Annotated in this window: 20 protein-coding genes; 2 read left to right on the plus strand and 18 right to left on the minus strand. The window is 45.6% G+C overall.

Translation table 11 applies throughout. From position 1 onward, the window contains the following. Positions 1 to 164 precede the first annotated feature (164 nt). From DW739_RS13850 to DW739_RS13910, 12 genes are all read right to left on the minus strand, one after another. Complete coding sequence (locus tag DW739_RS13850; protein ID WP_279221051.1) at positions 165 to 617, minus strand: CD1107 family mobile element protein; 453 nt, start codon at positions 615 to 617, stop codon at positions 165 to 167. A 58-nt stretch (positions 618 to 675) separates the two neighbouring features. Further along, positions 676 to 1,251, minus strand: coding sequence for a CD1108 family mobile element protein (locus DW739_RS15195; protein ID WP_243023786.1), 576 nt, complete (start codon positions 1,249 to 1,251; stop codon positions 676 to 678). A 365-nt stretch (positions 1,252 to 1,616) separates the two neighbouring features. Then, positions 1,617 to 3,194, minus strand: coding sequence for a serine/threonine-protein kinase (locus tag DW739_RS13860; RefSeq protein WP_118743228.1), 1,578 nt, complete (start codon positions 3,192 to 3,194; stop codon positions 1,617 to 1,619). A gap of 111 nt (positions 3,195 to 3,305) precedes the next feature. Further along, positions 3,306 to 3,740 carry a deoxyuridine 5'-triphosphate nucleotidohydrolase gene (locus DW739_RS13865; RefSeq protein ID WP_118743229.1) on the minus strand — a complete coding sequence of 145 codons (435 nt, stop codon included), beginning with the start codon at positions 3,738 to 3,740 and terminating at the stop codon, positions 3,306 to 3,308. Further along, positions 3,737 to 4,741 (minus strand): PDDEXK nuclease domain-containing protein, encoded by a 1,005-nt coding sequence (locus DW739_RS13870; RefSeq protein ID WP_347560730.1) that lies wholly within the window; start codon positions 4,739 to 4,741, stop codon positions 3,737 to 3,739. Before DW739_RS13870 ends, DW739_RS13865 begins: the two co-directional genes overlap by 4 nt. A 110-nt stretch (positions 4,742 to 4,851) precedes the next feature. Next, the gene (locus DW739_RS13875) at positions 4,852 to 5,487 is read right to left on the minus strand and encodes a type IV toxin-antitoxin system AbiEi family antitoxin domain-containing protein (RefSeq protein WP_243023787.1); all 636 of its coding nucleotides are present in this window, start codon (positions 5,485 to 5,487) and stop codon (positions 4,852 to 4,854) included. Between the two features lie 212 nt (positions 5,488 to 5,699). Beyond that, complete coding sequence (locus tag DW739_RS13880; protein ID WP_107001347.1) at positions 5,700 to 6,065, minus strand: TnpV protein; 366 nt, start codon at positions 6,063 to 6,065, stop codon at positions 5,700 to 5,702. A gap of 619 nt (positions 6,066 to 6,684) precedes the next feature. Beyond that, on the minus strand, positions 6,685 to 7,938 hold the full coding sequence (locus DW739_RS13885; protein ID WP_107001346.1) for an ATP-binding protein: 1,254 nt from the start codon (positions 7,936 to 7,938) through the stop codon (positions 6,685 to 6,687). A gap of 425 nt (positions 7,939 to 8,363) precedes the next feature. Then, the gene (locus DW739_RS13890) at positions 8,364 to 9,272 is read right to left on the minus strand and encodes a radical SAM mobile pair protein B (RefSeq protein WP_118743230.1); all 909 of its coding nucleotides are present in this window, start codon (positions 9,270 to 9,272) and stop codon (positions 8,364 to 8,366) included. Next, a complete protein-coding gene (locus DW739_RS13895; RefSeq protein WP_107001344.1) occupies positions 9,260 to 9,949 on the minus strand; it encodes a radical SAM mobile pair protein A in 690 nt (229 codons plus the stop codon). Before DW739_RS13895 ends, DW739_RS13890 begins: the two co-directional genes overlap by 13 nt. Next, positions 9,946 to 10,377, minus strand: coding sequence for a radical SAM mobile pair system MarR family transcriptional regulator (locus DW739_RS13900; RefSeq protein WP_118743244.1), 432 nt, complete (start codon positions 10,375 to 10,377; stop codon positions 9,946 to 9,948). Before DW739_RS13900 ends, DW739_RS13895 begins: the two co-directional genes overlap by 4 nt. 843 nt (positions 10,378 to 11,220) lie before the next feature. After that, the gene (locus tag DW739_RS13910) at positions 11,221 to 14,064 is read right to left on the minus strand and encodes a TetM/TetW/TetO/TetS family tetracycline resistance ribosomal protection protein (RefSeq protein ID WP_118743245.1); all 2,844 of its coding nucleotides are present in this window, start codon (positions 14,062 to 14,064) and stop codon (positions 11,221 to 11,223) included. 355 nt (positions 14,065 to 14,419) lie between these two features. Here DW739_RS13910 and DW739_RS13915 point away from each other — a divergent pair, with 355 nt between their 5' ends. Beyond that, positions 14,420 to 15,790, plus strand: coding sequence for an MATE family efflux transporter (locus tag DW739_RS13915; protein WP_118743231.1), 1,371 nt, complete (start codon positions 14,420 to 14,422; stop codon positions 15,788 to 15,790). 193 nt (positions 15,791 to 15,983) lie between these two features. On the opposite strand, the gene DW739_RS13920 is transcribed toward DW739_RS13915, so the two are convergent. The 3 genes from DW739_RS13920 to DW739_RS13930 all read right to left on the minus strand — a co-directional run bounded on the left by DW739_RS13920 (position 15,984) and on the right by DW739_RS13930 (position 19,197). Further along, the gene (locus DW739_RS13920) at positions 15,984 to 16,841 is read right to left on the minus strand and encodes a DUF975 family protein (RefSeq protein WP_118492485.1); all 858 of its coding nucleotides are present in this window, start codon (positions 16,839 to 16,841) and stop codon (positions 15,984 to 15,986) included. Positions 16,842 to 17,117: 276 nt separating this feature from the next. Further along, on the minus strand, positions 17,118 to 17,762 hold the full coding sequence (locus DW739_RS13925; RefSeq protein ID WP_118473028.1) for a cytidylate kinase-like family protein: 645 nt from the start codon (positions 17,760 to 17,762) through the stop codon (positions 17,118 to 17,120). Positions 17,763 to 17,907: 145 nt separating this feature from the next. Continuing rightward, positions 17,908 to 19,197, minus strand: coding sequence for a galactokinase family protein (locus DW739_RS13930; RefSeq protein ID WP_107001339.1), 1,290 nt, complete (start codon positions 19,195 to 19,197; stop codon positions 17,908 to 17,910). A 412-nt stretch (positions 19,198 to 19,609) separates the two neighbouring features. Between DW739_RS13930 and DW739_RS13935 the strand changes: the two genes are divergently transcribed. Beyond that, positions 19,610 to 20,548, plus strand: a complete 939-nt coding sequence (locus tag DW739_RS13935) for a TIGR01212 family radical SAM protein (protein WP_118492487.1) — start codon at positions 19,610 to 19,612, stop codon at positions 20,546 to 20,548. 2 nt (positions 20,549 to 20,550) lie between these two features. Here the strand turns inward: DW739_RS13935 and DW739_RS13940 are convergent, their stop codons facing one another. The 3 genes from DW739_RS13940 to DW739_RS13950 form a co-directional block, all read right to left on the minus strand. Further along, on the minus strand, positions 20,551 to 21,810 hold the full coding sequence (locus DW739_RS13940; RefSeq protein ID WP_243023788.1) for a CapA family protein: 1,260 nt from the start codon (positions 21,808 to 21,810) through the stop codon (positions 20,551 to 20,553). Between the two features lie 69 nt (positions 21,811 to 21,879). Continuing rightward, positions 21,880 to 22,722, minus strand: a complete 843-nt coding sequence (locus tag DW739_RS13945; RefSeq protein WP_118743232.1) for a DegV family protein — start codon at positions 22,720 to 22,722, stop codon at positions 21,880 to 21,882. Positions 22,723 to 22,995: 273 nt separating this feature from the next. After that, complete coding sequence (locus DW739_RS13950) at positions 22,996 to 24,063, minus strand: type II CAAX endopeptidase family protein (protein WP_182428003.1); 1,068 nt, start codon at positions 24,061 to 24,063, stop codon at positions 22,996 to 22,998. Positions 24,064 to 24,079 lie beyond the last annotated feature (16 nt).

The following is a 24,079-nucleotide window of genomic DNA, read 5'->3' on the forward strand; positions in this document are numbered from 1 at the left end:
TTTCTGGCACTTCCATTAATGATTACAATTTTCATGCGTGTATCCTCCAACTTTCGATTTGTCACTTTGTCTATGCTACAAATTATATCACATCGGTTTTTGAAAAACTACTTCTATATGTAAAGGCAACCCGAAGGCTGCCCCAGGCATCAAGCCTATCCTGTTTACACAGGTTCATTATCATCTTCGTCAACGGAGCTATCTGCATCATCGTCCTCAAACTCCGGATCGTATCCATAGTCCTCGTCATCGTCCACATAATCAGCATCCGGGGCAGGCTTTGCCGCTTCCTGTTCCTTCTTCTTTTCCTGGACTTTCTTGAATACGAAGAAACCGCCGCCACAGGCAAGCACAATCAGAGTAAGAATCGCCGGGAGCATATTCTTAGATTTCGGTTTTTCCTCCGGTGCCGGTTCTGTAATTTCAGGAATCGTTTCAACTACTTCTGGCTTTGTTTCCTCAACCGGCTTGGTGAACTCTGCAACTTCCTCCTCGTCCATCAGCTTGAGCAGGTCGGCTTCATCCACCTGGTTCAGAAAATGCACGGTTTCCTCGCCCTTATCATCACGGTCAATGATGATATAGAAGTAGTTTCCGTTTTTGGTAACGGCAGTAATGAATTACTTTCCGCTTTTCGTAGGTGAACCAACATCGTCAACCAGAGTCAGATTGCCGTCAGGAGTAAGGGCAGGTTCGCTTGTGTCCGTGTTCTGCATGAACGCACTCATAAACATCATAAGCAGCGCCATATCCATTTCGCTGTTCCGACAAACCGGAATTTGAAATCACACTGTTCAAGCCCTTATTTCTGAGCTTCACATTCAGAATATAATATTCGTAATCTTCTTCCTCTGTTGTTGTCTCTCCCGTTTCGGGATCAGTAGAAGATGTTGTTCGTGTACGAATCTCCACTACTTCTGTTAGGGTCAGCTCATATTGTTGCTCAAACAGCCATTGCAGGGTAGCCTGCACCTCATCTCTGGTGTAGTCCTCGAATTTTACCGTCAGATATGCCGCAAGCTCGTAAGGATTGTGGTTGATTTCATCAAGGTCATACCGGTACTCGTCATATCCGCTATGAGTACGCTCGATATTATTGATTTCATTGCGGAGCGCAGCTTCCAAAGCCTTGTAATCATTGTTCGCACCGATAATATCTTCCTCTTTTGCGGTAAAAGAAGTTCCCAGAACGATCTGCGTACCGCCTTGAAACATAGCAGAACAAGACGAGAACATCCCTGAGAGAATCATAAAAAGCAGTCCGGCAATCAAAACAAACAGAATCGTTTTAGAGTGTGTGGTGCAGAACTCCGTTACTCTTTCTGTGATGTTCTTGGCTCCCTGAGCTGCTTTGCCCGTTGCCTTGCCTGCACCCTTGGATGCAGAAGCCGTTGTCGAAGCGGTTTTCTTACTGGCTTTGGCGGCAGCATATTCTTTCTTGATTGCCCTTTTCTGTTACCAACGGGAGAACGGGTTGGAACCGGCATCGGGGTTGTCCTTTTTGAACTTCTCATACAGGGCATACCCAGCAATTGTGGCTTTTATCATTCATATTGAGAGTCTTATTCATAAAGATACCCAACTTTTTTTCTTTGTTTTCTCAATTCTTCACAGCATTAGTTAATAAGTTGAGCAACTAATTCCATCAGTTTCTGTTTATCAAATGGCTCTACTTCAGAAGAATAAAGACTAAATGCATTAATACCCTTCAACGCCTCATCAAGCTCGTCAATTTCAAATGCAAATGGTTCTTGTTTTGGCTCATATCGTGTCCCATATATCCCGTTATTCTTATTTCTTAAGATATACCAATCACCATACATATCGTCCGTTTGTACCAACCAGAGGTTAAATCCTAAACCCTTGGTATTTTTAATTTCAACCCATCCCATAATATTCTTATTTTTATACTGCGGAGTATATACTACTTCACGCTTACCATACAAAGAACCTTGCATATATGAAAAACCATAGACCCTATCCACATCAACAGTACGAGTAAACGAATTAGGCAAAATCACCTTACACTTAATTTCAATATTTGTAACAGAAGGAATTGTAAGTTCATATGAAAACTGTTCCATATGTTCATAACCTCGACCTGCTGATTGTAATCTACACTTATCATTTCCAGCCAAATGAATATTATATTCATCAGCGAATTGCTCAAAAAAATCTACTATAACTGATTCAAATTGATTCCTCACTAAATTGCAGAAATCTTCTTTTTCTTTTTTCTTTCGATTTTCCTCCTCGATTTGCTGTTGTATTCTCGTGTCAGTCTCTATTTTTTTCCCAATAGCTAAACTTATAATATTTCCTAAAGCACTATTTGCTTCAAGTGATGGATTGCCTAGTTTTTCTTCAATCTCCTCCCATGATTTTAATCTCTTCTGAACAGGTTTTTCTAACATAGCTAAAATTATGGATGCTACATCTGCTCCTAAAACATTTTTTAAATCATTCGTTCTTTTTATTCTAGAAAACATATGTGCGCTTCTGTATGCATCCACATCGTTAGAAGTAATGTCATATGGATAATCTAATAAAGCTAATTCATAAAATACTATGCCCATAGAGTAAATATCCATCTGAATAGTATTCTTTTCTGATTTCCAGGCTTCAGGAGCAATATATTGTAATGTACCATATCCCTTAAATGACATGGTTCTAGTAGATTCTGAAGCCACCTTTGCAAGTCCGAAATCAGTAATTTTACATATTCCATCACAAATAAGTATATTCTCCGGTTTTATATCTCTATGAACTAATTTTTTATTAATTGACTTCATTCCAGCAACAAGTTGAAGAAATAGATTTCTCAATTCCTCTTTCGAATATGGACTATTTGTTTTTTTACGCTCTTCAATCTGGTCTGCTAGCGTTCCTCCCTCTGCATACTCCATAATAATATAGGGAGGTAGTTCAGGATATTCATCTCCATCATGTGCATAGATATAACGTATTACATGCTCCCCACTTACTTCTGATGAAATTCTTACTTCATTTTTAAAAGACGCTGCTGTAGCCTCATCGCCAAATGAATATAATAAAGTTTTCACTGCATACACTGATTTATCCGCTTCACATTCAGCTTTATATACGCATCCAAAACCACCATGACCTAATTCTTCTGTTAATGTATATGTATTTCCTTCTCCATCTTTTACCTTGGATCCAATTGTAATAATCAATGTCCCACCTCAATTCTTTAAACTTAACAAATAACAATTATGATCAAAGTTCACTAAATCTCCTTTTTACCTAGTATAACACATACATAATATATTCACCATCAATAATCCTTATCTCCCTGTGGAACCAAATGCTCCGGTTCCACGTTCTTTCCATGATTCATAAGTAAAGTCCGGTATCACAATCGGCAGAATTATAAGCTGTCCGATCTTATCATCTGCTTTGATTTCATAGACTGTATTCCCTACATTTGAAATGATTGCATGAATCTCTCCTGTATAACCGGAATCGATGGGAGGCAATTCACACACAATTCCCTGAGCGCTTAATCCGCTTTTAGGAAATACAAAACCCGCATATCCATCAGGAACCAAAAGTCCAAATCCCAAAGGTATCTTGCAAATTTCTCCCGGTCGGATCACTGCATCCCTGAGACTGAATACATCAGCCCCTGCATCATTCGCAGGTGCCCTTTCCGGGCACCTGCCACCATAATCAAGCAACCGAAGGTAAGTCCAGAGTCTGATAATTAGCCAGTAACTCATTTAATCCGTTTCTGAATATCTTCAACAGATGGCAGTTGCTTTTCCAGAGCATCCGGCAAACTACTGGTTATTTTATATTCGCTTACCCCAATCGGCTTTGAAATATCCTTGAGTGAATATTCTGCAACCACATTGTTTTTGCTTTTGCACAGAAGCAAACCAATGGACGGATTATCCTGCTCTTTTTTCAAAATGCCGTCCACGGCTGACAGATAAAAGTTTAGCTGACCAGCATATTCCGGCTTGAAGTCACCGGTTTTCAATTCGATAACTACATAACAGCGAAGATTCAGGTTGTAGAACAACAAATCAATGTAAAAATCATCACCGCCCACATTCAGGTGATACTGATTCCCCAGAAATGCAAACCCTGTTCCAAGCTCCAGAAGAAGCTTGGTTACATCCCTAACAAGTGCCTGCTCAATATCCCGTTCCAGCATATCTTCTCTAAAAGGAATAAAATCAAAGACGTATGGGTCTTTCATAGTCTGCACTGCTAATTCGCTTTGCGGAGACGGTAAGCGGTGCTCAAAATTTGTGACCTTATCTGCCAGAACCTGTCTCTGATACAAGTTGCTTTCAATCTGATGGACAAGAACATTTCGAGACCAGCCGTTTTCCGCTGACTTTTTAATATACCATTTACGTTCATCCATATCAGCGACCTTATCCAGAAGAACTATATTGTGCCCCCATGGAATTTGTGCAACAACCTGTTGCACAAATTCTCGGTCTGGATAAATCTCTGCGAATTTTGCCATATACTTCAAATTACGAACAGAATATCCTTTGCTTTCTGGAAAAGCAATTCGAATATCTGCTGCAAGGTTATCAATAAACTTGTTTCCCCATGATTTATGTTCATTGATTACGCAACCAATATCATAATAGAGAAGCAACATATCAGCATTCACATGAACTGCCGCACGATATTGCGCCGCAGTAATTTCACTCTTAATATTTTCAATAATGGAAAGATACTCAGCCGTATTCATTAACATACTCATCGCCTCGCTTTCACATAATTCCTATCATTATTTTCTCTATATAAGATGCTCATATACAATTTTCAAATAATTCAGGTAACCACATGAGCACAGATACAACCATATTAGCCATTCAGCAGCACCGACATCAATTCGTTGACCTTCTTGTACACCCTTAGCTTTTTTGCATATATGGAAAGATTTTGCAGATTCTTCTTCTCATCCTTTGCATAAGCATTCAATGCCTTACTAAATATTTCACGATCAAGCCTTGAACGATATTTGAAGCAATCACAAATCGTACGCTCTCGATCATATACGGAGAGCTTAACCCCGTAAAAATCATCCGTCACTCTCCCCAGCTCATATATTTCTGGTTGAACATAATACGTTTGCAAAGCCAGTACATCTACATCCAGCTTTGTCCGGGACATAGATCTCGGTACAGCAATAGACCATTTACGAGGTGCAAAGTCACTATAGCCATAATGAAAAAGAGCCGATTCCACACAAATAATTGCCTTTGGAATCAACGCTGCAATGAGTTGTTCTTCAGAAGATGTATCCGCCTCAGCAAGTTGATAATATCCGTGTCGAATGCGATCAAGGTATCCGGCATTGCACATGTTTACTACATCAGCAGCATGAATTCCTGCCTGAACAAAATCTGCTGCTTTGGCAATGCCATCCTTTTCTATAATAACTTGTTTTGCTATCGTTCTAATATCCACGTGTTCACCAACTTTCGTTTTTAAAATCACTCACATTTATTTTCTTTCTGTGTATGTATTTATTATAACAGATATGCTTTAATAAGCAATAATTTTACGCACATTTATTCAAGATTTGTAAGTGAAATTTTGCATTAATTCGCATTAAAATATTTCACATACAAAAAAGTAAGCTTTTTTCAAAAAAGACTGGATGCAATCTCCCGTAGAATAACATCCAGTCTTGCTTATTTTACTCCTTATTACAGAACCAACTCATGAATCACAATCTCTTCCGCTCGATTGTGGATACTGTTCATAGCTCCGAGCCATGCCATCTGGTCGGCTGCTTTCAGTTCCTCTGTCACGCCCTCAGCGGCCTTCATCTGCTCAACAATCAGGGACAAACGCTCCTGTGCCTGCTCGTTCAAATCGGCAAGGTAAGTCCAGAGCTGCCCCTCCAGAACCAGGTCATTGAACATCATTGGGTTATGCTCTTTCAAATACTCTCGGTGCATCCGTCCGTATTTTCCGATAGGGCGTTCCTCATTGGGAAACTTCCGATCCGGGATGTAGTAATCTCCAACCAATATGTATTCGATATTGTTGATACTCTTTTTGTTTTTCATAACCTTGACCTCGATTTCAAAATTTTTGTCACATCGAGACTCACTGGTGTAGTAGTGGTGTAGTAGCACCACCTTCAAGTTTGAAAAACCTTGATATTACAGAGGATTTTAGAGATTTCTGCAAATAATGCCGTGGCAAACCATGAGCACTTTTATTTTTTCTCGCATAGCTTGGTATAACCTCTATTTTCCTTGTATTTACAAGGGTTCTATCTATTTCTCCTTAGAACCCTATCTCGATATATCTTAGCATATTATTTCTTACTCTTAGTAGGTAAAAGCTGTACAAATGGCTGTAAATTTTACCACTCGTACAGCAGCCCTATTTTTTCTCCCAGTGTTATACCGCACTCACTCTTTTTGATGGTGTATAAATAAAGTTGACAGCCTATTCTCAAGGATTTCATAGTATAATCAAGAGAATAAGGAGGTGCCCAACTATGGCACGAAGTCAACGTAAGTACACCATTTGTAAACGCATAAGTTCCGCCGCAAATTATCCAGAAGTACAATCTCTCTCATGATTTGTGCAGGAAGCCATTGCACAATTAACTGCACCTAATGCAAATGAACCTTCTGCTTTTTTAATTTCCGAAACATTACTTTGGAAATTAAAGTCTTATCTAATGATATATTTTGTGCCTTTGCCTTTTCCTTCCACTGCAATCACACCTTTTTGACACATTTCTTTTAGCAGCTTTATTGTCTTTGATTTACCGAAAGGTACATATGGTGCAACTTCGCTGATTGGCTTCAACATCGTCTTGCTTAAAAGTTTATAGATCACGATTTCGTCTTCTGTCAGATCCGCATTTTTTTCAAATATCGGAAGCACAATTTCTATCGCATTTTCTGAAACTTCAAAATCCGGTTTTATCAAACTTTCTGCATACAGTTGTTTTATTCTTGTAATTCCCGTTCCGAATATCTCTACAAATCCCAATCTGTAAAATACATTGGCAAGATTTCTATTTCTTAAAACAGAAAGTTTACCAGACAGATATTCTTCCTCTGTGATTCCAGACGGCAATCCGCCAGGAGAAACTATTTCAATTCGATCATCAAACATCGAAACTCTGATTTGCGAATTCACGTCCCACACTCTATGAATCAGAGCATTGGCGATTGCTTCCCGGAAAGCAGCTTCCGGTACTTTTTCCATCTTCTTTCGATCAGCACCTTGTATTACTTCATATTGGTAATAGTCTCTGAATACATCGATTGCCTTTTCATAAACCTCTAAAACCGATATATTTTCAAAAGTCGATCTCTTTTGAATGATGCTGATATTTTCTCCAAATTTGACAATATCGATTCCCGGAAAATGATTTTTATCTGCCAAAAGCCCTGCTGCATTATTGAATCCATTTACATCGTCATATAAGTTCAATGTCTTCAGTGTGTCCTTATCAAAATTTTCAATCCGGACAGTCTCTTTCAGCTTACGATGTAAAATTTCAAAGGACAGCTCCTGATCTTTGCAAGGCAATTCTTCAAATCGAATATTTTTTCCATCCAATACAAGCCTTGAAAATTCCAGAGTATCTACCTCTATCGTTGCTGTATCATTCCGCTTGTATGCTTTCGATTTATATAGATACGGCTTCTGTAATCCGCTTTTCACAGTAAGCTTTATCGTCTGGTCATTATTCTGTACCTCAAGCGTATAATCCGGCTGCGGTGTAATGCTGTCATTGATTTTATTTTCAATATCCAAGCAGGCTTGTTTTACATCCGGCAAACCTTTTATATTTCCATCATCATCCACTCCAAAAAAGATGGTTCCGCCGTCATAATTTGAAAAAGCACTGACTGTTTTTAAAAAAGTGTTGGTAATCGTTTCCTTGAACTCTAATGTTCTTGTTTCACGCATATCAATCGCCTCCATTTCTGTCTTATATATTATATGCAGAAATGCGCAAAAAAGCAATCGTATTTTTTTACGATTGCTTTTTTGATTACTTTTTGTTGTGTGCTCATAAATAAACTTTCTTTCTATACTGATTGCCCAAAGATTCCTGAATTGGTGAAACAATGTTTTTCCAATTTGAGCATGAGTAAATGCCTTATAGTAAGTGCATTATCCTCTGCTTTTCCAAATGACTTTCCAATCTTTTGTGTGTATCGGCTAATTAAAAGTATTTATTTACAAAAATGCACAGCTCCCGATAAGCTAAGAACTGTGCATTTCTTTTTTCTTCAATTTTACAATTTCTCTATTTTTCAAACAAGAACTTCTCGCTTTCAAATGGCGATAAATAAATCTCTCCACCATCATCAGTTTAATTTTCGTTTAGATTAACGATTTCTTTTTCCTGTATTCTCTGTCCCTCGGATTTCCTCATGATAGAAATAATCTACGATCACCGGATGTCCCTGCGGGACTCTGCCATAAGGCATTTCATTATCCACAAAGGAACAATCATGCTTCTTAGCCATTTCCTCAGCTTTTACTTCAAGTGCTTTAAAGTAGCTGTGGTTATGCTTGTTATAGATCTCGTCGTAAAGTGGTACAAGATCAGGATATTTTCCGGCGATATAATCCATAATTGTCTTTTTGAAACCGCCTCGAAGATTGAGATTTTCGATCCAGAACAGATCGCACTGATCCTTTACCCGCTCAAATATTGCTTCAAAATCCGTGATACCGGGGAATACCGGGGATACGAAACAGACTGTACGGATACCTGATTCATATACCTGCTTCATAGCAGCGATACGGCGCTCAATGCTAGAAGCAGAGTCCATATCGTTCTTGAAATTTTCATCTAGTGTGTTGATCGACCATGAAACGGTTACTCGTCCAAGCTTCTTCAGCAGATCAATATCCCGTACCACAAGATCCGACTTTGTGCAGATCAGAATATCTGTGTCACTGCCGATCAGCTGCTCCAGAAGTTTTCTGGTATTCCCGAATTGCTCCTCCTGTGGATTGTAGCCATCTGTCACAGAACCGATGACCACCCGTTGTCCGGCATATTTCTTCGGATTCTTAATTTCCGGCCAATGCTTCACATCAAGGAAAGTGCCCCATTCCTCCTTGTGTCCGGTAAAGCGCTTCATAAAAGAAGCATAGCAATACTTGCAGGCGTGTGTACAGCCTACATATGGATTGACCGAGTAACCGCCTACAGGCAGACTGGACTTGGTCATGATGTTCTTTGTTTCCACCTCACGAATGAGGATTCCATTTATTACTTCTGCCATGATCTCTGTCCCTCCAACACTTTATTGAATTCATCCGGCATTTCCTGAATCATATTTTCATTCCCTATGATAGGGACAAGAGCTTCCTTCATAAATACCGGAATGTCAAGCACATGCGCCTGATCTGCCAGAGACCATGCCCACTCCGGCTCCGTATGAACCTTCCTGCTCTGAACTCCAGTCATGGTGCCGACAACGATCCAGTTGATCCCGGAAAGATCAACTGAACCTGGATTGTCGAATAGCGGCTCAAAGGTAACATGATAGTGTTTTGCTCTGACATTTTCCCGTAGTGCGTCAATACGCCACAGTTCTGCTTTTCTCGTCACCGTAACACCAAACCATGCGTTTTCCAAATCTGTATCAAAATCCAGCAGATCTGGTCGCTTTGTAAGGAACAGGAACTGATGCTGTGGATTTTCACGGATTTTTTCAAATACCTCGTTTCTCCATTCTGACTTCCAGCCGGAAAGATCGCTCATGCCGGTAATAAGAAAGTTCTGCGGACGTTTCTTTTCCATCATCTTGAGCTTACCCGGAAAGAATTCAGGGTCAGCAAAGTCATCAATCATATGCCAGCGTTTCACATTATTGCGGGCATAGCAATATGCACACCCCACTGTACATCCGATGACGATATTCATGTTTTGAATCTGATCTTTGATACAAATACTCATGATTTCTGCCACTCCTCAAGATTCTTTCTGATGCGGTCGAGGTATTCCTCAAACTGGGTAATTTCTTCCTCCGAAAAACCTTTGTAGTAAATACTGCCCATTTTATCAGATACAGAATCGTATTCGTCCTTTAAGGCATGTGCTTTTTCAGTCAGAAACAGGAGTGTTTTCCTTTTGTCCGTTTCAGACTGAATGCGTCTTATCAGCCCTTGATTTTCCATTCTTTCCAGCATCGTAGTAAGAGAAGTTATCGCTAATCCACATTTAATCGAGAGTGACCTGATAGAGATTCCATCTTCCTGCCACAGTACATAAAGAATACGCCCTTGGGCTCCGTTAAACGCATCAATATTCTTTTCGCTGAGAATCTTCTCAAAGATTCGATACCAATCTTTTCTGGAATCGCTGGTGCCGTTCTTCAAAACCAAGTGAAGCTCTTTGATGAACTTTTCCGTCAGAGCTGCTTTTGCATGATCAATGATCATGTCAATGCAGCAGAAGTGATTTGCTGTTTCAATCACGTCATCCACGTTCAGCACTTCTTTTTCTACACCGATAGTATTGGTTTCAAAGATATACCGGGTCTGATCGTGGGTCAGTCGGCTTCCTTCTATATGGTTGGAATAGTATGTCAAATCAATCTGTGTTTTGTGGTAGATCTCGCCGGAGTATTTACTTGCCTTCTGCTCTTTCAGAATATCCAACAGTGTAACACTTTTCACCGACACAGGAAATGCGATTTCTGGATACAGAACGCCGGACTCCATCGAAAATGAAGTCCGGCAAGGTATTATCTATATACGGTTTCTCTTCAATTTTTTGAAACTTGCTTTTAAGGAGTATATACAGTTTATGATCCAGATGCAGGGCAAATCTGAAAAGCAGCGGTGACAAAACTGAGAGCATGATTCTCATACAAAGGCATCTGACTCCTATCAGACCCAACCTTAAATATCCTATTAACATCCGCCCAAAGAGAAACAGGGATTTCATGTATCGAGCAGCTCAAATCTCATCCCTATTATATTTCTTAACGTGACCGATGTGCATTCTGTCTTTTCGTCATACCTTAAAATATTTTTGCAGCACATGTGAGTATTTTCCTTGTAATGTACAATGCAGATTTTTCTGCATATTCCCTTAACTGAACCATGCTTTCCGCCATCGAAACCGGCAGCCCGAGTGCAGCGGCAGCAGAACTGATAGAATTTATGCAGAAGGATCTGATTCATGCCTTCGAGTAATCTATACGAACATCCGCTTTTTATACATTATTCGTCCTTCTTCACCTGCCGCAGCACCTCTTCCGGCACCGAATCCAGCAGATAATTTTTATGTCCGCTATGCGGTCGGTTGGTATGCTCCCGTGTCTGATTCTTCACACGGTCTACCTCTTCCTCAAAATCCCGCGCCGAATACAGCCCGCAGCCCTGCCCACGGATGATGATCTGTTCCAGACGGTCGGAGGTCGCTACCATCACCGTATATTTCCGCCCATTTTCATGGGCAAATTTCTCGATGTACTGGTCAGCTGTCTCCGCCTCTTTCGTAAAGACTACATGAATGTTGTGGTAATCCGTCACCTCCGTCCGGTGTCCCTGCACCCGGTAAGCATCGAACACCGCTATCACCTCGATACCGCGGCTTCCCTGATAATCGCATAGAATATCCAGCAGCTTACCACGGGCGCTGTCAATGTTGATCTTTGCCAGCTCATTTAACTCGTCCCAGGAGAAAATAATGTTGTAGCCATCTACCAGCAGATATTCCCGAACCGCTGATGCCATTTTTCCTTTGGAGCTGCCAGTTCTGCTGCCCTGTCTGCCACTTTCCGGCGCTTTCCCTGTATGCTCAAATTCCCCTGCATTTCCAGCTACGGATCCTCCTGATTTTCCCACATTTCCAAATGTCGAAGCTCCAGCTGTCCCGGCTTTCGAATCGCTCTTCTGTCTCACCGCTTCCTGTCTCCGCGCCGTCTCTCCATACACGCCCGCGCCGTACTGCTGCACTGGTCGTTTACTGGTTCCGCCCCAGCGGCGTTTTCCGCCGTCTTCCTTTTTATTGGCATGATAGGTGCGCGCCAGAATCGCATCGACCTCATCCGTTCCAATCCACATCTCCTCGACAGAACCTCCGCCCTGTCCGTCGGAGGAACGTGCGCCTGCTTCAATCGCCTCCATCCGCCGCTTTCCATTAGACGCACCCAGGCAGCTTTCCAGATGCATGTAATCTTTGACCTCGTCCCAGTTGACGACAAATCCGGCTCCGTGTGCACAGAAAACAGATCCGCTCGGGTTTGCCAGATCCGCATCCGGATCATACCCGGCTGCCGCAATGATTTCTTCTTCATTGTGGCACGGTCCGTAGCCATCGAGCGTGCAGATCATCTGTCCCAATCCGCCCGTGTACGCCGTCACCTCCGTCTGATATCCATCGAGTGCCGATACCGGAGCACGTCCGGTTAATATCGCCTGCCCGTCCTCCAGCGCCGGTCCCTCAAAGACGGCAAACCGCCGCTCCAGATCGGTCATTGCACGTCCCACCATCTTGTCCGGTATCGTCAGGTGAAAGGCATAAAATGGTTCCAACAGCACCGAATGCGCCTGCATCAGTCCCTGACGGACCGCCCGGTACACGGACTGTCGGAAATCGCCGCCTTCTGTATGTTTCACATGGGCGCGTCCCAATTTCAGCGTAATTTTCATATCCGTGATCGGCGCCCCAATCAGAACACCCCGGTGTACCTTTTCTTCCAGATGCGTCAGCACCAGCCGCTGCCAGTTTTTACTTAAAATATCTTCACTGCAATCGGTATCAAATACCAGCCCGCTGCCCGGTTCTCCCGGCTCCAGAAGCAGATGTACCTCCGCATAATGGCGGAGTGGCTCAAAATGCCCGACACCCTCGACCGTATCGGTGATCGTTTCTTTATATACAATGCTGCGCCCGCCAAACCGGACATTTACCCCAAAACGCTCTGCAATCAGGCTTTTCAGAATCTCCATCTGGATCTCGCCCATGATCTGGGCGTGAATCTCTTTCTTTTCTTCCTCCCAGACAATATGAAGCTCCGGCTCTTCTTCCTCTAATTGAAGCAGTTTCGGCAGCATCGCCGCCGCATCCACATCCTCCGGAAGCTCGACGCGATACGTCAAAACCGGCTCCAGCACCGGTTCCGCGCCCATTTCACAGACTCCAAGCCCCTCACCCGGTTTCGTGTGCAAAAGTCCCGTTGCCGCACAAATCATACCCGCCGGTGCCTCGCTCACCGCCTCATACTTATCGCCTGAATACAGGCGGAGCTGATTTACCTTTTCCTCGCCGATCCGGTCTTTGACATGCAGCACGCCGCCCGTGATCTTCATATAAGTCAGGCGTTCGCCCTGGCTGTCGCGCACAATTTTAAATATTTTCGCCCCAAATTCGTCCGGATACACTGGTTCCAGCGTATATTCTTCCAAACCGCGCATAAATTCTTCCATGCCCGTATTTTTGAGCGCCGAACCAAAATAACACGGAAACAGATCCCGGCTGGCAATCCGGCTGCGGATCGCATCTTTAGACACCTGTCCCGTCTCCAGAAATTCCTCCAATTCCGCTTCGCCGCTGACTGCTGCCTCTTCATAGAAACTTTCCGTCCCGTCCGCACCAAAATCAACAAAGTTGCCGCCCAGCGACTCTTTTAGGTCGCGCAGGACCTCCTGTTCCCGTCCCGGCGCCAGATCCATTTTATTGATAAAAAGGAACGCCGGAATCTGGTAGCGCGCCAGCAGCCGCCACAGCGTCCTTGTATGCCCCTGCACGCCATCTGAACCGCTGATGACCAGCACCGCATAGTCCAGCACCTGAAGCACCCGCTCCATTTCCGCTGAAAAATCCACATGTCCCGGCGTGTCCAAGAGCGTCACATCCATATCATCCCATGCAAGCCGCGCCTGCTTGGAAAAAATCGTGATTCCGCGCTTTTTCTCCAATTCATATGTGTCCAGGAACGCATCGCCCTTGTCCACCCGCCCCAGATGGCGGATCATACCGCCCGCATAGAGCATCGCCTCTGATAATGTTGTCTTCCCCGCATCTACGTGCGCCAGGATTCCCACCGCCAGTCTCTTCATGTATGTTACCCTCATTTCCGTTCTATATGAAAAAGAATGTGCCTTGGCACATTCGGGCGTCTCGCGCAGTCGCTTGCGACATGTTTCTGCTTCGCGCGAGTGCGCATCCTCGCGAAGCGTTTTTTGTTTCATAGGACGTAATTTCCTATGAAATAAAAATCACTCTACCCGTTATGATACCATGTATGTCACTGATTGTAAAATACCGCGTGCTGACCAGCCCGCTTCTATATCACAAAAAAAGTGCCTCTATTTTTCTTTTTTTCGTGATTTTTCGGATTGCCAATTTTATGTATTTCTTATAAAATCTACTCTCAGAGTTTTATAATCGTTTTTTAGAAAGGATGGTTTTTCCATGAGCCGCTCTTCGCAACGCTCTACCATAAAAGATATGACAAACGGAAGCCCGGCAAAACTAATTCTGGGCTTTGCGGTTCCGATGCTGATGGGACTTCTGTTCCAGCAGTTTTACAGCATGGTCGATACGATCATTGTTGGAAAATTTCTCGGTGTCGATGCACTGGCTTCGGTCGGTTCCACCTCCGCCATCAACTTTATGATTAACGGTTTCGTCATCGGCGTCTGCACCGGGTTTTCCATTCCGGTTGCACAGCGGTTCGGCGCACAGGATTACAAGGACATGCGCCGTTTCGTCGCTAATGCCGGATGGATCGCCTCCTGTTTTGCCGTGGTCATGACCGTGATCGTCTGCCTGATGACACGCCAGATTCTCGTCTGGATGCAGACGCCGGACAATATCATTGACGGCGCGTACAGCTACATTTTCTTCGTATTCGCCGGTATTCCGGCAACCTACCTGTACAATACGCTGGCGGGCATCATCCGTGCGCTCGGCGACTCCAAAACGCCGGTCTATTTCCTGATTTTATCCAGCCTTTTAAACATTGCGCTGGATCTGCTTTTCATCGTACAGATCGGAACCGGCACCGCCGGAGCTGCCTATGCAACTGTTATCTCTCAAGCAGTATCCGGTATTCTCTGCCTGATCTATATGAAGAAAAAATTTGAAATCCTGCATATGCACCGTGAGGAAACGCATATCAGCGGCAGACACATTTACATTCTCTGCAAAATGGGTGTGCCGATGGGACTCCAATACTCGATCACCGCGATCGGCTCGGTTGTCATCCAGACTGCCATCAACTCCCTAGGTTCCATCGCAGTTGCCTCCGTCACCGCAGGTCAGAAGATCGGCATGTTCTTCTGCTGCCCGTTTGACGCGCTGGGCGGCACGATGGCAACCTACGCCGGACAGAACGCCGGTGCCGGAAAGGTAGACCGCATCCGCCAGGGCGTCCGGTCCGCAACTCTCATCGGCGGCATCTACTCCATTGCGGCGTGCATCGTGCTGACCGTGTTTGGCGGCTTGATTCCGCTTCTCTTCGTCGATGCTTCGGAAACAGTTGTAATCCATCAGGCGCACCAGTTCCTGACCTTCAACTCCCTGTTCTACATACCTCTGACAATCGTCAATGTATGGCGTTTCACGATTCAGGGAATGGGCTACAGCCTGCTCGCCATCCTGGCAGGTGTCTGCGAAATGATCGCCCGCGCCATGGTCGGCTTCCTGCTGGTGCCGATCTTCGGCTACATCATCATCTGTTTCGCCTCGCCGCTCGCATGGCTCTTTGCAGATGCATTTTTGATTCCAGCATTTTTCTATTGCCAGAAACATTTGCTGGCTGAGAAAGCACGGATGGACTAAAACAAAATAAATAATACAACTCAAAAAAACTCCTCAGAAAGCTTTCATTTTGACCACTTTCTGAGGAAATTTTTGATTGCAGATTCTTATTTTGGACTTTCGCCAATTTGATTTTCAAAGATTTTTATTGTTCCGTCTATCCTTACACAAGCACAGTTCTATGCAAATGATTTCATTTTTGTACAGACAGAGTTCACGCATTTTCACTTTCCTCCGGCTCATTCTCACTCCACTTATCCTGCATTTCTATCTCTTCTATTTGCCTCTTCTCATCCCGCACATCCCTATAAAATGCCGCAAATGCCGCCTCCTCATATGGGCGCAGAAACAGATAGCCAATATTGAGCGGTCCCATCAGCCCTACCAGAAACAGCACTGCCAGAAACAGCACGGTCACACCACTGAGCCTTCCCTGTGTATACAAAAGAACCGCTGGTATTATATATTGAATGCTGCAGATCAGCCGCCAGCCGATAAAGCTAAAGGTCAGGCAGAATAAATTCCATTTTTTCCCATCCATCAGGCGGCGCGACTCGGTGATCGCCTCGTTAGCGGAATATTCTGGATGTTCCATCAGCACATATGGTGTCATCGCATAGCTGTACGTCTTTATGAAACCCGGAACGAAAAACAGGCAGGTCCAGCAATATATATAAAAGCCGCGCACAAATACCATCGCTACGCCATCTGTGATCCGCGAAAACTGGGAAAATAAATCAGAAAAGGACGCTTCCTTTTTCTCTGCCAGATTCAGATGGAAACGAGCGTATCCCATCTGCCCCGCACCTCCAATAATAACCACCATCAAGCCCCAGATAAGCAAAAGCACCCAGGGCAGAAGCATGCTGCGCATCGGAAATACCTGCGTCAGCACATTCTTCACTTCCGGTCGTGCCTGTATCACTTTTTGCAGCTCTGATATTCCATTTGGCGCCGTATCGGCAATCTCCGCACCGATCAGGGACGCTGCTAATCCCGTTCCCATCGCAAGTTTCCAGTTTCCGCGCAGTGTCTCACGCGCCATTTGCCTAAATTCAGATGCACTTCTCATGCTTTTGCCCCCTTTCTTTCTGAAATCATTGTATCATTTTTCCATTTTGACCGTCAATATGCCACTTCAAACCGTAAATAATTTGTAATAAGATCGTAATGATTCTACTGTCGTCAAAGGAAATTTCAGAATGCCGGAATCACTCTCCCAGCATTCTGGGAGCTGATTGAGCTGGCGATCCGCTGGCACTTCTCATCTTCCAAATCTGCCCTGCTTCCTACAATCTTCAACTGAAATTTTTAGCCTGCATCACAGACAGGTTGTTTACATTTTTCCCTACTTCATATACCCGCGCAGCTTCACATATTCCTTGATCAGCTCCGCCGTCTCGTCCAGTCCGAGGCGGGTCGTATTGATCGGAAGATCGTAGTTCTTCATGTTTTTCCAGTCATTTCCAGTAAAATATTTATAATAATTCTTCCGCTCATTCTCAATCTTCCGGATGCGCTTCTTCGCTCTTTCTTCACTGATGCAGTCTACTTCCATAACGCGTTGCACGCGGCGCACACGGTCGGCATAGACAAAGATGCGGACCAGATTTTCGATCTCCTCGTCCTGATCCAGCACATAGCCAGCCGCACGGCCCACAAATACGCACGGTTCCTGTTCTGCCAGCTCCCGCATCACCATCGCCTGGAATTTAAACAGGTTATCCGGCGATGTCACATCGCCTTTCAGGGACGGCTTTCCGAACACATCTGCCTTCTTCGCGCCAGTCAGACGGTGAAGCAGGTTGTTTCCCGCTTTCTCATCCGCTAAACGGAAAAATTCCTCTCCAACCGCACTCTTCTCCGACGCCATCTTTAAGATCTCATCGTCGTAGAAATGAAGCCCCAGCTCCTCTGCCAGCTTGCGTCCCACAATACGTCCTCCGCTTCCGTACTCCCTCTCGATTGTGATAATCAGATTTTTATTTCCCATAAACTCCACCGCCTTTCTATGTCCCAGTTTTATCTGCAAAACAGCCTGTCTTTTGTCTATGCAAATCTCCATGCCGTTTTCTTATTTGCATCTCTTTCTGCACATCACTTTTTGACACATCTTTCATTCCGTCCGGAATTTTTCTTTAGATGCGATCGCTCACACAGATCGCGCCGTGCGGACGGATACTCATGCGATATACATTTCCCTTACCGGTCGCATTTTCAATGTATTCTGTATACTCGTCCACCAGATCATTCGGAATCATCGCCATGATGACACCGGCAAATCCGCCGCCATGAACCCGGCACGCGCCGCGTCCTTTTTTCGCAATAAACAGCTCTGTCAGCGCCAGTGCAATGCTGATGCCCTGCTCCTGCACGTCTGCAGTCGTGTATACATTCTGAAGCCATTTCCAGGAAGAATTGCCCGAAGCTGTGATTCCCTCCAAAAAGGCAGCAAAATCATTTTCCCGAAGGGCCTTTACTTCCTGCTCCACTCTCTTATTTTCCTCAAAGAAATGGAACGCACGCATCACGGAACGATCTCCCGCAAATGCACGCACTTTCGCCAGGTTTGCGATCACCTCTTCCTCGGAAATCTCCGCGCAGACCTCTTTGCCAAAGTACTGCGCTACTTTTTTCATCTCGTTTGGAACGGAAGAATAATCTGCGCTCAGATCCGCGTGGCCTTTTCCCGTATTTACAATCATCAGGCTGTGATCCTGCGCGCCGAAATCAAAATCAATCTTCTCCACAACCGGCGCTTCCGGATTTTTAAAATCGATCGTAATCAGACCGCCGACCGCGCATGCCATCTGATCGAGCAGACCCGACGCCTTGTTCCAGAACTTGTTTTCTGCATATTTTCCGATGTGGGCGTAGGTGACAACATCCATCTTTTCCTCGTTAAACATCGTATTTAACATAGAGCAGATCAGCATCTCATAGGAAGCCGAAGAACTGACGCCCGCCGCGCTGATAACATTGCTGGTAATGTATGCGTCAAATCCGCCGACCTTGTATCCTCTCTCCTCAAAGCCCTTTAAAATGCCCTTTGTCAGGTCGATGGTGCCGCTCATACCCGTGCTCGGTTTCAGGTCGCTTAAATGGATGCTGAAATTTTGATGAAATGTCTCACTTAATATGCGGATCGTGTCGGTTCCGTTCGGTGCCGCCGCTCCGACGCAGTCCAGGTTGATGCTGCCCGCCAGCACCTTGCCATGATTGTGATCGGTGTGGTTGCCGCTGATCTCCGTCCGTCCCGGAGAAGTAAACAGCTTGATATCACGTTCCCCATATGTTTTCTCAAAGCGCTCTGCCACATAGCGGTAACGCGCCCGGTTCTCCTCCGCTTTCTCTGCCCCGTATAATTCTGCCATCAGCACTTTCGTTTTCTCAGATTCCAGCTGTTTCAGTGTTTCTTTGACTGACATATCCCTTCTCCTTTTCCCCAAATTGTTTGTTACTGTTCACGCATACGTGCCCAGTAACGGAATTTGCCGTGGCTTCGCATTTTAATACGGCAAATTCCTGCTGCCACCACGTTTTCTTACGGCACTTTCGATTCCAAAAGTGCCTACCCGTGAACAATTGTTTCCTTTATATGATTATGATTTCAGATATTTTGATTTCATCTGACTTCTTGTATGTATTATATCATTTTCCTCAAAATGCCTCAATACGATATTCTTTCGTGTATTTACAAAATGCTGTGGTTCTGGTAAGCTTTCATTTATATAGTAAAACACAGGAGTCCGTATGAAGCAAACCACTCAAACATACCTATCATTACCCGAAACATTCCATCCTGCATCCACCACCTCCGGCAAACAGCCGGATTCCTCCATGCCCCGCTGCTACTCCGACGGTCGTCCCTACTATTCGTTAAACGCATGGCTGAAAGACCAATTTGGGCAGAAAATCTACAAGCTGGCGCTCGACGGCGGCATGACCTGTCCCAACCGGGACGGTACGCTGGGAACGGGCGGCTGTATCTTCTGCAGCCACGGCGGTTCCGGCGATTTTGCAGAGCCGGCTCACACTTCCGTGACCGAACAGATCGAAGCGGCAAAGGCGCATGTCGCAAATAAAATAAAGGGTGGAAAATATGTCGCATATTTCCAGTCCTACACAAATACCTATGCGCCTGTCTCCTATCTGGAGCCGCTTTTTTCCGAAGCAATCGCCCACCCGGACGTGGCTGCCCTGTCCATCGGAACCCGCCCGGACTGCCTGCCGCCGGATGTCCTGGAGCTTCTCGCCCGCTTAAACCGCCGAAAACCGGTCTGGGTGGAACTGGGACTTCAGACCATCCATGAGGAAAGTGCTGCGCGCATCCAGCGCGGTTATTCCCTCCCAGTCTTTGAAAATGCCGTCCGTGAACTGAAATCCGCCGGTCTGACCGTCATCGTCCATGTCATTCTGGGGCTGCCTGATGAAACGAAAGCTCAGATGCTCGATACCGTCCGCTATCTGGCCGATTTCCAGCCCGCTATCGACGGCATCAAACTTCAGCTTCTCCACATTTTACGCGGCACGAAGCTGGCAGAGCTCTACGAACAGGCACCTTTTCCGGTCTTTTCAATGGACGAATACATTGAGCTGCTGATCGAATGTATCCGCCTGCTGCCGCCCGATATGGTCATCCACCGGATCAGTGGCGATGGACCGAAAAAATTGCTGGTCGCACCGGAATGGAGTGGAAATAAGCGGGCGTTTTTGAATACGTTTTCCAAGGCACTGCGGGAAAGCGGGTGTTTTCAGGGGCAGGATTTCACGAATTGATTTTACTGCACCTGCACTTTTCCATTCTCATCAATCTGCACGCCGTCCGAAAGCCCCTGTATCTTCTCGTAAAACGCCTCTTTCTTCCCCACATCCAGCTCTCTCGTATATCCGGCAGATGAAGTTGCAGGCACAATCGAAAGCGCCGTCTCTCCCTGTGCATCTAGCGACGCCTGCACCAGCATTGTCTCCGGAATCGAACTTCCGAACACAAAATTTCCCAGACTGTACAGAATCCATTTTCCATGATACAGCTCAATCCCCTGCAGCACATGTGGATGGCTGCCAACCACCAGATCAGCGCCCGCGTCGATGTACTGATGTCCCATCTCCCGCTGGTACGCCTCTGGCTGCGTGTTCCGCTCGATACCCCAGTGGACATAGACAACCAGATAATCACACTCTTTCTTTACCTTCTGGATCTCCTGCACGACCGAAGCCGTGTCATACGCCGAAAACATGCCCGGATGCGACGATCCTGCCGCCCATCCGCCCGTCGGAAAGACGCGCGACGCGCCCAGAAAACCAATCTTTTTTCCATTTTTCTCAATGATCTGCGGCTGTTTCGCCTCTTCCAGATTTTTTCCCGCCCCAACATGCAAAATCCCGGCACTGTCCAGCGTATCGCACGTGTCCAGCAGTGCGTCCGTGCCGTAATCTAGCGCATGGTTGTTCGCCACCGTCACGATGTCTGGTCCGATCTCCTGTAAAATAGACACGCGGGACGGCGATACCCGGAACGTAAACTGTTTATCCGCCGCCTGTGTTCCCCGGTCGCTGAACGGAAATTCCAGGTTTGCCATAAAAATATCAGACTCCGCGATCGTCTCCCGCAAACCCTCTCCGAGGACGCCACCGATACCTCCCACACGGTCGTAGGCATTTAAAACATGGTTGGAAAAATAGATATCTCCGGCAAACAGAAGCGAACACTCATTTGAATCATTTTCTCCCGGTTCTGCCTCAAGTTTGCCGGATTCACCCTGCCCCTGCATTTCCACCCTCAGTTCCGCGCCATCTACCTGTTCTGACTCCACCTGCCCGTCTATATCTGTTTCCGGATCAAGCGTTTCTTCCGATACCGTTTTGTCTTTTGGCTCCAATGAGATTGTCTCTTTCCATATGGAACCTCCCGCCTGGCATCCGCCAAGCAAAAGCGTCATTCCTGCCAAAATTGTCAAATTTCCAATTCTGGATAAAAGAAATGCCGTCCGGTATCTGAACGGCATTTTCGTGCATTTACTAAAAAATGTATGCTTCATTTTTCCTCAATCAATCGCAGCTGTCCGGCGTTTTCCACCTTTCCAGCTGTCATCACCCACTCTTTCTCCCTACAGTGTCATAATGATTCCGCCGTCGCCCGCATATACGGTTGCAACGCCAGCCGTATTCGTGATCACTACCTCACGGAAGTTTGCCCGTTTACACATGATCTCTTTCACGTGCTCAGCACGTTCCGGGTTATTACAGTGTGCGATCACCAGACGTTTGCTTGTGGTATCGCCGCCCTCTTTGCACGCAATCTCCGCCATCCGGTCGAGCGCCCGGGTCATGCCGCGCGCCTGATCAAGCTTGATGATCGTACCGCTGTCCGCGCCCATAACCGGCTTGATATTCAGCGCCGACGCGATAAAAGCCGTCAAACCGGTCAGACGGCCATTTTTCTTTAAGAAATCAAGTGTCTCAATGACGAAATACGTGTTCATCGAATCCCGATATGCCTCCGTCTGCCTGCAGATCTCCTCAAACGGAAGACCTTTCTCGCACAGATCCCGGATGAACAGCGCAATATTTAACTCGCCCGCCGACGCCGACAGGGAATCAATGACTGCAATCTTCTTCCCGTCCGTTCCGTTCTCTTCCTCATAAAGGCGTTTTGCCAAAGCCGCCGAGTTGTAGCAGCCGCTCAGATGATTCGAAAGCGTTACCACGAAAATATATTCTGCCTCGCCCTCAAATGCTTCCTTGAAGCTCTCCGGCGATGGACACGCCGTCTTCGGGCACTCGGAACTTGCCTTTACCTTTGCCAGAAACTCCTTCTGGTTAAATGTCTCATCATCCGTTACCTTGTAATCCCCTATCTGCAGGGTCAGCGGAATCATCTGAAAATGCGGATCCACTTTCAGTTCCTCCGTCAAATCCATGCAGCTGTCACCAATAATTTTATATAACATAACGTCCTCCCGTTACGCAATTCACATCACGTAGTATTCATTACTATTTATTATAGTAATCACACAGTAGGAAGTCAAGCAGAATCCCGTGAAATACATGCTGAAATACATGACAAACACATGAACAGTGTTACTGTTCACGCATACGTGCCCAGTAACAGATTTTACCGTGGCTTCGCATTTAAATACAACTAATTCCTGCTGCCACCACGTTATCTTACGGCACTTTCACTTCCAAAAGTGCCTGCTTGTGAACAGCAACTGACCACCACATCATCTCGACAAGAAAAACGCCATCGTAATCAAACTTACCAGAATAAATGCCACTGTCCCGAGATTCCCATACATTGCCCCACATATATTGCGGAATTTCACACCCTCTGGGAGTGCCCCATCGGACAGCCGGATTTTCCGGAAATTGAAAATCAGCAGAACAAACGCCCCGATGATCGTGCAGCCCATAAACCCGGTCATCAGAAACGTGATAAACAGCGGCAGCAGCGTATCCTGTGTTCCAAGCATCGCTATCACTAACGACCAGCTGTTGATCAGAATATGCAGCAGACAGTTATAACGCATCCGTCCCGTCTTCACCGCCACATATCCCAGAACCACGCCAATCACCGCCGCATAGAGAAACTGCGTCACATTTCCGTGCATCAGACCAAACATCAGCGCCGTGTAGGTGATAGCCGCCTTATCGCCAAAACGGCGCAATCGGTTTAAGAGTTTCCATCGAAAGATATATTCCTCAATAATGGGTCCTAAAAACCCTACATATAAAATCATTACCGGCGAGAGCGAATCCAGCATCTCGTTGACCGGGTTCATCGCGGATGCATCGCCGCCGCTACTTGCCGCCACCGCATCATTGATTGCATTTCCCAGCAGGTTAAAGATAGTTCCAAATCCCTGTGCCAAAATAAAAAACATACAGAACTGCAGGAAACTAATCTTCATTTTCTCTGCCCGTTCTTCCGGGACAAGGCGCAGAATTAAAAATACGAATGGAAGAACCAGCGCATATATGACCAGCGTGCTTCCGCCGTCCTCATACCACGCTGCATTTACCATCCGGTTCAAAAACGTACTGATCACGCCTCCGTCCGCCCATACGTTGCCAGCCACTTCCAGAAGTATGCTGACAAGCACCGTCATCACGCTGAAAAATGCCAGCGCCCAGCCGAGGGCATTGCAGACACGGCGCACCTCGCGGCGGCAGGTTTTTCGGATTTGTTTCGGACTCTGAACCGCATTCTGCAGCTCAGGTTCCGTTTGCAGACCATTTTCTTCTGCCTCCCGCTGCCAAAGATCCGATTCATTCCATTTTCCCTCTCCCATTTTCTCTCCTTCGTCA

The organism is Clostridium sp. AM28-20LB (assembly GCF_003480665.1).
Classification (GTDB): Bacteria; Bacillota; Clostridia; order Lachnospirales; family Lachnospiraceae; genus Otoolea; species Otoolea fessa.